Below are 10,904 nucleotides of genomic sequence, written 5' to 3' on the forward strand. Positions count from 1 at the left end.
GCCGGAGGGGGTGGAGAGGGTAGCCGTTCATCTGCTGATGACGTAGGAGATACGCGCGAACAGATTGTCCGGCGGAAAATATTGGGAAGGCTCATGCGGTACGTACGGCACACGATCCAGCGCTATTCGAGTGAACGCGGACGGGAGCCGACATGCCCGCAGCCTCTCAGTCGCCGACCGAGCAGCTACAAAGAACGGTAAAACATCCCAAAAGACCACAGAACTTACGGAGCCCCCACAGGTCCTCTTCCACATCGCCCGTTCCCCCCGTTCCCCCAGTTCCCCCCGTTTCAACCACCCCTTCCACCAGACCACCCGTACCACCCGAAGCACCCGCCCTGCCTGTCACGCCCGCACAGCACCCAGGTGATCCAGTGAAACCGCTGATTGGTCGCATTCCCGTCCTGGACGTCCATCCGCTCGTCGACTGCGGCAAACGCCCCGCGAAGGCGGTGAGCGGTGAAACCTTCCAGGTCACCGCCACCGTCTTCCGCGAGGGCCATGACGCGGTGGCGGCCAATGTCGTCCTCACGGATCCATCGGGCCGCCCCGGCCCGTGGACCCCCATGCACGAGCTCGCCCCCGGCACCGACCGCTGGGGCGCCGAGGTCACCCCCACCGAGGAAGGCCGCTGGACCTACACCGTGGAGGCCTGGAGCGACCCCGTCGCGACCTGGCGCCACACCGCCGGGATCAAGATCCCGGCGGGCATCGACACCGAACTGGTCCTCGCCGAGGGGGCCGACCTCTTCGAGCGCGCCGCCGTCGGCGTACCGAAGAAGGACGGCCGGGAGGCCGTGCTCGCCGCCGTCGACGCGCTGCGCGACCGGGGCCGCCCCGCCGGGGCCCGGCTGGCCGCCGCCCTCTCCCAGGACGCCACCGCCGCGCTCGGCCGTCACCCGCTGCGCGAGCTGGTCACCTCCTCGCGCCCCGCGCGCCTGCTGGTCGAGCGCAAGCGGGCCCTGTTCGGTTCCTGGTACGAGCTGTTCCCGCGCTCCGAGGGCGCGGTGGTGAAGGAGGGCGAGCCGCCCGTCAGCGGCACCTTCCGTACCGCCGCCGAACGGCTGCCCGCGGTCGCCGCGATGGGGTTCGACGTCGTCTATCTGCCCCCGGTCCACCCCATCGGCACCACCCACCGCAAGGGCCCCAACAACACCCTCACCCCGGGTCCTGAGGACGTCGGCGTGCCCTGGGCGATCGGCTCGCCCGACGGCGGCCACGACGCGATCCACCCCGACCTCGGCACGATCGAGGACTTCGACCACTTCGTCGAGACGGCGCGCACCCTGCGCATGGAGGTCGCGCTCGACTTCGCCCTCCAGTGCTCCCCCGACCACCCCTGGGTCGTGAAGAAGCCGGAGTGGTTCCACCACCGCGCGGACGGCTCCATCGCCTACGCCGAGAACCCCCCGAAGAAGTACCAGGACATCTACCCGATCGCCTTCGACAGCGACCTGCGCGGCCTGGTCCGGGAGACCGTGCGCGTGCTGCGGTACTGGATGTCCCACGGGGTACGGATCTTCCGCGTCGACAACCCGCACACGAAGCCGGTGCTCTTCTGGGAGAAGGTGATCAACAACATCAACCGCACCGACCCCGATGTCATCTTCCTCGCCGAGGCGTTCACCCGCCCCGCGATGATGCGCACGCTGGCGGCGGTCGGCTTCCAGCAGTCGTATACGTATTTCACCTGGCGGACCGGCAAGCAGGAGCTGACGGACTACCTGGTCGAGCTGTCCCGCGAGACCTCCGCGTACATGCGTCCGAACTTCTTCGTGAACACTCCTGACATCCTCCACGCCTATCTCCAGGAGGGCGGGAGGCCCGCGTTCGAGGTGCGCGCGGTGCTCGCCGCGACGATGGTGCCGTCGTGGGGTGTGTACGCGGGATATGAACTCTGCGAGAACACCCCCGCCAAGCCGGGCAGCGAGGAGTACCGTGACTCCGAGAAGTACCAGCTGAGGCCCCGGGACTGGGAGGCGGCCGAGCGTGAAGGCCGTACGATCGCGCCGCTGATCACCACGCTCAACCGGATCAGACGACGGCACCCCGCGCTGCAACAGCTGCGCGACATCCACTTCCACGATGCCGACAACGACGCGGTCATCGCGTACAGCAAGCGGGCGGGCTCGAACATCGTTCTGGTGGTCGTCAACCTCGACCCTCACCACACCCAGGAGGCGACGGTCTCGTTGGACATGGAGCGGCTCGGCCTCGAATGGCACGAGACCGTCCCGGTGCGCGACGAGCTCACCGGCGAGACCTATCACTGGGGCAGGGCCAACTACGTGCGCCTAGAGCCGGGCGTCACGCCCGCGCACGTCGTGGTCCTGCGACCGTCCCCGCCGATCGGAGGGTCACCCACATCATGATCGTCAACGAGCCCGTCCACGACACGTTCGAGGACACCCCGGCCCAGGACCGTCATCCCGACTGGTTCAAACGAGCCGTCTTCTACGAGGTTCTGGTGCGTTCGTTCCAGGACAGCAACGGAGACGGCATCGGTGATCTCAAGGGCATCACCGCCAAGCTGGACTACCTCCAATGGCTCGGTGTCGACTGCCTCTGGCTGCCGCCGTTCTTCAAGTCGCCGCTGCGCGACGGCGGCTACGACGTCTCCGACTACACCGCCGTCCTCCCCGAGTTCGGCGATCTCGCCGACTTCGTGGAGTTCGTCGATGCCACGCACCAGCGCGGCATGCGTGTGGTCATCGACTTCGTCATGAACCACACCAGCGACCAGCACGACTGGTTCCAGGAGTCCCGCAAGGACCCCGACGGACCGTACGGCGACTACTACGTCTGGGCCGACGACGACAAGCAGTACCAGGACGCCCGGATCATCTTCGTCGACACGGAGACCTCCAACTGGACCTTCGACCCGGTGCGCAAGCAGTACTACTGGCACCGCTTCTTCTCGCACCAGCCGGACCTCAACTACGAGAACCCGGCCGTGCAGGAGGAGATCATCTCCGCGCTGCGCTTCTGGCTGGACCTGGGCATCGACGGCTTCCGGCTGGACGCCGTGCCGTACCTCTACCAGAAGGAAGGCACCAACTGCGAGAACCTCCCGGCCACCCACGCCTTCCTCAAGCGGGTGCGCAAGGAGATCGACGCGCACTACCCCGACACGGTGCTGCTCGCCGAGGCCAACCAGTGGCCCGAGGACGTCGTCGACTACTTCGGTGACTACGCCAAGGGCGGCGACGAGTGCCACATGGCCTTCCACTTCCCCGTGATGCCGCGGATCTTCATGGCCGTACGGCGGGAGTCCCGCTACCCGGTCTCGGAAATCCTGGCGAAGACCCCCGCGATCCCTACGAACTGCCAGTGGGGCATCTTCCTCCGCAACCACGACGAGCTGACACTCGAGATGGTCACGGACGAAGAGCGCGACTACATGTACGCGGAGTACGCCAAGGACCCCCGGATGCGCGCCAACATCGGCATCCGGCGCCGCCTCGCCCCCCTGCTCGACAACGACCGCAACCAGATCGAGCTGTTCACGGCTCTGCTGCTGTCGCTGCCGGGATCCCCGATCCTCTACTACGGGGACGAGATCGGGATGGGCGACAACATCTGGCTCGGTGACCGGGACGCCGTACGGACCCCGATGCAGTGGACCCCCGACCGGAACGCGGGATTCTCGTCCAGCGACCCCGGCCGGCTCTACCTCCCGACGATCATGGACCCGGTCTACGGGTACCAGGTCACCAATGTGGAAGCGTCGATGGCCTCGCCGTCCTCGCTGCTGCACTGGACCCGCCGGATGATCGAGATCCGCAAGCAGAACCCGGCCTTCGGGCTCGGCTCGTACACGGAGCTGCCGTCGTCGAACCCGGCGGTGCTGGCGTTCCTGCGGGAGGCGCCCTCCCAGGACGGCAAGGGCGACGACCTCGTCCTGTGCGTCCACAACTTCTCGCGGTTCGCCCAGCCCACCGAGCTCGATCTCAAGGAGTTCAGCGGGCGGCACCCGGTGGAGCTGATCGGTGGGGTGCGTTTCCCCGCCATCGGCGAGTGGCCCTACCTGCTCACGCTGGCGGGGCACGGTTTCTACTGGTTCAGGCTCAGGAAGGATGTCGCGTCGAGCTGACGCGACCGGATGACGTGCGGGGCGGTTTCCACCGCCCCGCACGGGGCACGTTCCCCACGTCCGACGCGTACGGAATCGAGTCCGTACGGATCATCGTCACCCGACACGTCCCGCACAGCCGGACAGCAGATGCCGCAATCCGGGACACTCTGCGCATCCTGTGGTGTGCCCGGGGAAAGGACGCGAGGCCATGACGAAGGCTGCATCCACCCGGATCACGCCGTACGGCGCGCCCGACCGCGCCGTGTCACCCACCGACGCGGCGGCGCTCCTGGGGTCGCTCGCGCCACTGCTCCACGACTGGCTGCCCCGCCAGCGCTGGTTCGCCGGCAAGGGGCGTACGGTCACCGGCTTCGTGCCGGTGACGGTCACCGAGCTCCAGCCGATGCGCCCGGGCGACCCGGCCCTGCTCCACCTGCTGGTACGGGTCGAACAGGGCGCCGCCGGGGTCTCCGCCTCGGCCGGCGACTGCTACCAGCTGCTGCTCGGCGTCCGGGAGGCCCTGCCCCCGCACCTGGCGGCGGCGCGCGTCGGCCGGGCGGCCCAGGGCCCGCTGGCCGGGCTCACGGTGTACGAGGGCCTGCACGACCCGCGGGTCGCGGAGCTGCTGCTGGAACGATTGCGCAACCCAGGGTCATGGGGACCGCTACGGTTCGACCGCGCGCGGCCGATCCCCGACTCCCTGACCGGGAAGCTCCTGGACGCGGAGCAGTCCAATTCGTCCCTCGTCTACGGGGACGCCTACATCCTCAAGATCCTCCGCCGGGTCTTTCCCGGTCCGCACCCGGACCTGGAGCTGCCGCTGGCCCTCGCCGCCGAGGGCTGCGACCGGGTGCCGGCGCCGGTGGCGTGGTTCGAGGCGGACGATCCGACGGGCAGCGACGACACCCTCACGCTCGGTGTGCTCCAGCCGTATCTGCGCGGGTCGCGGGACGGCTGGCAGCTGGCGCTGGCGGCGCTGGGCGCGGACCGGGAGTTCACGTCGGAGGCGCGCTCGCTGGGGCGGGCCACCGCCGAGGTGCATCTCGCGCTGGCCGTGGCCCTGCCGACCGTGACGCTGGGCCGCCGGCAGGCCGGGCAGTTCGCGGACGCGATGACGGGCCGCCTGGACGTGGCGGCGCAGGCGGTACCGGCGCTGATGCCGTACGTGCCGGGGCTGCGGGCCGCCTTCGACGCGCTCGCCGGCCTGGACGAGGCGGCACGGGGCCGCCCGGCCCAGCGGGTGCACGGCGATCTCCATCTCGGCCAGGCGCTGCGCACCCCTGACGGCCGCTGGTCGGTGATCGACTTCGAGGGCGAACCGGCCATACCACTGGCGGAACGCCGCCGCCCGCAACCACCGGTCCGGGACGTGGCGGGCATGCTGCGTTCCTTCGACTACGCGGCGCGTTCGCACGAACCGTGGCGGGCGGACTGGGCGACGCGGTGCCGCGCGGCGTTCTGCGAGGGGTACGCGCAGGCGTCGGGCACGGATCCGCGCTCCGAGCCGGAGCTGCTGCGGGCGTACGAGACGGACAAGGCGGTGTACGAGGTCCTGTACGAGGCCCGCCACCGCCCGGACTGGCTCCCGGTCCCCATGGCCGCGATCCGCCGGCTGGCGGGCGAACGATGACGCGGTGCCGCGCGGCGCCGGTCCTGGGTTGTCCTCAAGCGCCGGACGGGCTTGATTTCCCGGCCCGCGCAACCCAGCGGGACCCCGCTCGCCGGGCGGAGCACCATCCGGCCCGCTCACCCGAGCACCATCCGGCCCGTCCGCCCGAGCACGATCGCGCCCGTCCGGCCGAGCACGATCAAGGCCGTCCGGCGATTGAGGACACCGCGAGGCCGCAGGCCGCGCACCCCCACCGACCGCTCGCGCATCCCCACCGCGGGCCGCGACAATCAAGCCCGTCCGGCGATTGAGGACACCGCGAGGCCGCAGGCCGCGCACCGCACCGAGACACCTCACCCCGCCCAACGAGGAGGCACCGCCCGTGACCGCCCGTCCGTCGTCGCCCGACACCCCGTCCGGCACACCGTCCGTCCCGGCCCCCGCCGACCGCACCCGGAAGCCGGCAAGCGGCAAAGAGGCCAAGGCGAAGGCGAAGCAGCCGAAACCGGCCAAGCAGGCCAAGGAGGCCAAGGAGGCCACGGTGTCCCAGCGACCGGAACAAGCCACCGACGCGGCGGAGCCCTCCGCCCCGCCCCTCGACCCCACCGACCGCGAGCGCCTGCTCAGCGGCTCGCACCACGACCCGCACGCCCTCCTCGGCGCCCACCCCGTCAAGGGCGGCATCGCCATCCGCACCCTGCGCCCGTACGCGCACGCCGTCACCGTCGTCACCGACGACACGCGGACCCCGCTCCACGACGACGGCGACGGCTTCTTCTCCGGGGTCCTTCCCCTCCCCGCCGTCCCCGCGTACTCCCTCCTCATCCGCTACGGGGACACCGACGGAGTCGACGACGTCGAGGTCCACGACCCGTACCGCTTCCTCCCCGCCCTCGGCGACCTCGACCTGCACCTGATCGGCGAGGGCCGCCACGAGGAGCTGTGGAAGGCGCTCGGCGCCCGCCCGATGACCCACCAGGGCGTCACCGGCACCCGCTTCACGGTCTGGGCGCCCAACGCCCGCGGCGTCAGGGTCTCCGGCGACTTCAACTACTGGGACGGCACCAGCCTGCCCATGCGCTCGCTCGGCGCCACCGGTGTGTGGGAGCTGTTCGTGCCGGGCATCGGCGAAGGCGCGCTGTACAAGTTCGACATCACCCGCCCGGACGGCACGCACACCATGCGCGCGGACCCGATGGCCCGCCGCACCGAAGTGCCGCCCGCCACCGCGTCCATCGTGACCGCGTCCCACCACGTCTGGCAGGACGAGGAGTGGCTGGCGCACCGCGCCGACCGCGCCGTGCACGAGGCGCCGTTCTCCGTGTACGAGATCCATCTCGCGTCCTGGCGCCCGGGTCTGACGTACCGTCAACTGGCCGTCCAACTGCCCGCGTACGTCAAGGATCTCGGCTTCACGCACGTCGAGCTGATGCCCGTCGCCGAGCACCCCTTCGGCGGTTCCTGGGGCTACCAGGTCACCGGCTTCTACGCCCCGACCTCCCGCCTCGGCACCCCCGACGACTTCCGTTTCCTCGTGGACGCGCTCCACCGCGCGGGCATCGGTGTGATCGTGGACTGGGTGCCGGCCCACTTCCCCAAGGACGAGTGGGCGCTGGCGCGCTTCGACGGGCGGCCGCTGTACGAGTCCGAGGACCCGCAGCGCGCCGAACACCCCGACTGGGGCACGCTGGAGTTCGACTACGGCCGCACGGAGGTCCGTAACTTCCTCGTCGCCAACGCGGTGTTCTGGTGCGAGGAGTTCCACATCGACGGCCTGCGCGTCGACGCGGTGGCGTCGATGCTCTACCTGGACTACTCCCGCGAGGCGGGCCAGTGGACCCCCAACGAGCGTGGCGGCCGGGAGAATCTGGACGCGGTCGGGTTCCTCCAGGAGATGAACGCGACCGTGTACCGGCGCTGTCCGGGGGTGGTGACCATCGCCGAGGAGTCCACGGCGTGGAACGGGGTCACCCGCGCGACGCATCTCGTCGGCCCGGACGGCTTCGGCGGTCTCGGCTTCGGGCTGAAGTGGAACATGGGCTGGATGCACGACTCGCTGGACTACGTCTCCAAGGAGCCGGTGCACCGGAAGTACCACCACGGCGAGATGACCTTCTCCATGGTGTACGCGTACAGCGAGAACTACGTCCTGCCGATCTCGCACGACGAGGTCGTGCACGGAAAGCAGTCGCTGGTCTCCAAGATGCCCGGCGACTGGTGGCAGCAGCGCGCGAACGAACGGGCCTATCTCGGCTTCATGTGGGCGCACCCGGGCAAGCAACTGCTCTTCATGGGGCAGGAGTTCGCGCAGGGCGCGGAGTGGTCGGAGGGGCACGGCCCGGACTGGTGGCTGCTGGACCCGTCGTACGAGGCGGCGCCGGACCACCGGGGGGTACGGGACCTGGTCCGCGACCTGAACACGGTCTACGGCTCCACACCGGCGCTGTGGGAGCGGGACACCTCCCCGGAGGGCTTCGCGTGGGTGGACGGCGGGGCGGCGGAGGACAACGTGTTCGCGTTCCTGCGCTTCGACGCGGCGGGGTCGCCGTTGCTGGCGGTCTCGCACTTCGCGCCGGTGGTGCGGCACGAGTACCGGCTCGGGGTGCCGGAGCGGTACGCGGCGTGGACGGAGGTCCTGAACACGGACGCGGCGAGGTACGGGGGCAGTGACGTCCTGAACCCGGAGCCGGTGAAGCCGGAATCCACCCCGTCCCACGGCCACCCGGCGTCCCTCCACCTGACGCTCCCGCCCCTGTCCACGATCTGGCTGCGCCCGACGCCCTGACGCGTGAGCGGCCTTGTCCTCAATCGCCGGACGGGCTTGATAGGGGCCGCGCCTCGTCCGCAAGTGCGGGAGGGGATTGACGTGGCCAAGCTTGCTCCGCAAGTGCGGGACGGGGCTTGATGTGACCAGGCTTCGTCCGCAAGCGCGGGACGGCTCATCCGCCGGACGGGCGGGAAATTCAAGCCCGTCCGGCGCTTGAGGACAACCCCACGCCCCCACCGTCACGCACCCGCACCCGCACCCGCACACCGCTCCACCTTCAACAGCAGCAGCGCAATGTCGTCGCTCCCCCGGAACGACTGCCGAGTCCGGCCCGCCCGCCGGACCAGGGACTCCGACAGCGTGTCCAGCGAACGCGTATCCGCCCGCGCCAACCGCCCCGCCAGCGCCGCGATCGACGTGTCCAGGTTCGTGCCGGGCACCTCGACCAGGCCGTCCGTGTAGAGCGCGAGCACCGCGCCCGGCGGCAGTGGCACGTCCACCGTCCCGTACTCCGCCTCCGGCTCGATGCCGAGGAGGATCCCGGTCGGGACGTCCACGATCTCCGTACGGCCGTCGGCATGGCGCAGGATCGGCGGCAGGTGCCCCGCCGTCGCGAACCGCGCCCGGTGGTGCCGCAGGTCGAGGTGGGCGTACAGGCAGCTGGTGAAGAGCGTGGAACGCAGGTCGATCAGCAGGCGGTTGGTACGCGCGAGCACCTCGTCCGGAGGCGCGCCCGCGCTCGCGTGCGTGTGGACGGCGGTACGGACCTGCCCCATCAGCGCCGCCGCGTTCACGTTGTGGCCCTGCACGTCACCGATGACCGCCGCGACCGACGTGTCGTCCAGCCGGATCAGGTCGTAGAAGTCGCCGCCGATGTCCAGCCCCCGGGTCGCCGGGAGGTAGCGCGCCGCGACTTGGAGCCCGGGGATCTTCGGCAGGTCGTGGGGCAGCAGCGCGGCCTGGAGACCCAGCGCGACCTGGTTCTTGGAGTCGTACAGCCGGGCCCGCTCCAGCGCCTGCGCGATCACCCCGGCCAGGGAGATGAGGGCGGTGCGCTCGTCCGGCGGGAAGGCGTGCGGCCGGTCGTACCCCAGCACGCAGCAGCCGATCGTCCGTCCGGAGGCGAACATCGGCAGGTAGGCGAATGAGGCTTTCTCCGGGCTCAGTCGAACGTTCGGCGAGGTGCGTCTGAGTTCGTCGCCGTCCGTCGAGAAGAGAGGTGTGCCGTTCAGGACCGCCCGGACGACCGGGGTGTCCGCGGTCAGGGCGAGGCCGTCGAAGCCGACCGCGATCTCCTTCCGGAAACCGCGGAAGCCGACCACCGACAGCCGCCCCGCGTCGGCGGTGACCAGGGCCAGGGCCTGGGCGTTGATGACCGGCATGATCTGGTCGGTGACGGTCTCCGTCACGTCCCGCACCCCGACGGCGTCGGTGAGGACGGACGACAGGTGCAGCAGCTGGAAGAGGGCGCCCGGGCGGGCGTTCCCCGCGGCGGCCGGCGCCGGCGTCAGGACCGGGTCGTGCCCGTCGCCGGGCGCCACGCCGGCGGTGACGCGGACGCTGACCCCGGTGGAGTCGGGGTAGAGGTGGAAGGCGAGCCACCGGTCGGGGGGCCGCAGGACGGTGAAGGACACGGGCAGCCGGCTGAACAGCGCGCCGAGGTACGCGTTCTCGTAGACCGGGTCGTTCAGCCAGGGCAGCGCCTCCCAGGGCCGGGCCCCCAGCAGACCGTCGTGGGTGCCGCCCAGCAGGTCGACGGCGGTGTGGTTGAGGAAGGTGATGCGGCCTTCGAGGTCCAGGGCGCAGGTGCCTTCCGGAAAGCGCTCGGTGAGTTCGGCTCCGGGCTCCGCGTGCCTGGCCGGCGGCGGGCGCACCGCGCGCAGCTCCGTGGACCGTATCGGACGCCCCTCCTCCGCGGCCCGCAGCAGGAGGTCGCTGATACGTCCCGCGCCCTCGTCGAGCGCCCGCGTCTCCGCGTCGGACAGCTCGGGCGCGTGCGTACCGGGCCAGATCTGGAGCAGCGCGCCCCAGCGGGTGGTACCGGACGACAGGGGTACGACGCCCAGGGCGACGTGGTACGGCAGGGCGATGGCCGTACGGGGGAAGCGGCGGGCCAGCTCCGTGTGGCTGGGCACCCACACCGGCCGCCCCTCGCGCACCACCTCGGCCACCGGGACCGTCGAGGCGAGCGCCACCTGGGACCAGGGCGTGGCCACCCTCCGGGACACGCCGGTCACGAAGGCCATGCGTACGACCTGGTCCCCGGGCTCCAGCAGGTACACCGCGCCGAGGTGCGCACCGGTGGCCTGTCCCACGTCCGTCAGGGCTCGTTCCATCTCCACCGTGGTGGAGGCGCCGTCCTCCGCCACGCTCACGCCGCCCCAGCAGGGGCCGCGTCGCCGCCCGCTTCTCCCAGGGGGACGTCGAACCGGTCAGATCGAATATCACCCATA

Annotated in this window: 5 protein-coding genes; 4 read left to right on the plus strand and 1 reads right to left on the minus strand. The window is 70.7% G+C overall.

Going from position 1 to position 10,904, the window contains the following annotated elements; translation table 11 throughout:
• The first annotated feature begins 383 nt into the window (after positions 1 to 383).
• The 4 genes from ACIO1C_RS23075 to glgB all read left to right on the plus strand — a co-directional run bounded on the left by ACIO1C_RS23075 (position 384) and on the right by glgB (position 8,469).
• Positions 384 to 2,372, plus strand: coding sequence for a maltotransferase domain-containing protein (locus ACIO1C_RS23075; protein ID WP_401866866.1), 1,989 nt, complete (start codon positions 384 to 386; stop codon positions 2,370 to 2,372).
• Entirely contained in the window at positions 2,369 to 4,093 is a 1,725-nt protein-coding gene (gene treS, locus ACIO1C_RS23080) for a maltose alpha-D-glucosyltransferase (RefSeq protein ID WP_401866396.1), read from the plus strand. The genes ACIO1C_RS23075 and treS overlap by 4 nt, the downstream gene beginning before the upstream one ends.
• A gap of 190 nt (positions 4,094 to 4,283) precedes the next feature.
• Positions 4,284 to 5,705 carry a maltokinase gene (locus ACIO1C_RS23085; RefSeq protein WP_401866398.1) on the plus strand — a complete coding sequence of 474 codons (1,422 nt, stop codon included), beginning with the start codon at positions 4,284 to 4,286 and terminating at the stop codon, positions 5,703 to 5,705.
• Positions 5,706 to 6,066: 361 nt separating this feature from the next.
• Complete coding sequence (glgB, locus tag ACIO1C_RS23090; RefSeq protein WP_401866399.1) at positions 6,067 to 8,469, plus strand: 1,4-alpha-glucan branching enzyme; 2,403 nt, start codon at positions 6,067 to 6,069, stop codon at positions 8,467 to 8,469.
• A 221-nt stretch (positions 8,470 to 8,690) separates the two neighbouring features.
• Here glgB and ACIO1C_RS23095 read toward each other — a convergent pair whose 3' ends face one another.
• Positions 8,691 to 10,826 carry a SpoIIE family protein phosphatase gene (locus ACIO1C_RS23095; RefSeq protein WP_401866401.1) on the minus strand — a complete coding sequence of 712 codons (2,136 nt, stop codon included), beginning with the start codon at positions 10,824 to 10,826 and terminating at the stop codon, positions 8,691 to 8,693.
• Positions 10,827 to 10,904: the final 78 nt, after the last annotated feature.

Origin of the sequence: Streptomyces sp. NPDC087420, from assembly GCF_044744165.1 — a bacterium.
Lineage (GTDB): Bacteria > Actinomycetota > Actinomycetes > Streptomycetales > Streptomycetaceae > Streptomyces.

Coding starts and splice junctions, on each gene's coding strand:
- treS (WP_401866396.1), top strand. CDS start 2,369: ATGATCGTCAACGAGCCCGTCCACGACACGTTCGAGGACACCCCGGCC.
- ACIO1C_RS23085 (WP_401866398.1), top strand. CDS start 4,284: ATGACGAAGGCTGCATCCACCCGGATCACGCCGTACGGCGCGCCCGAC.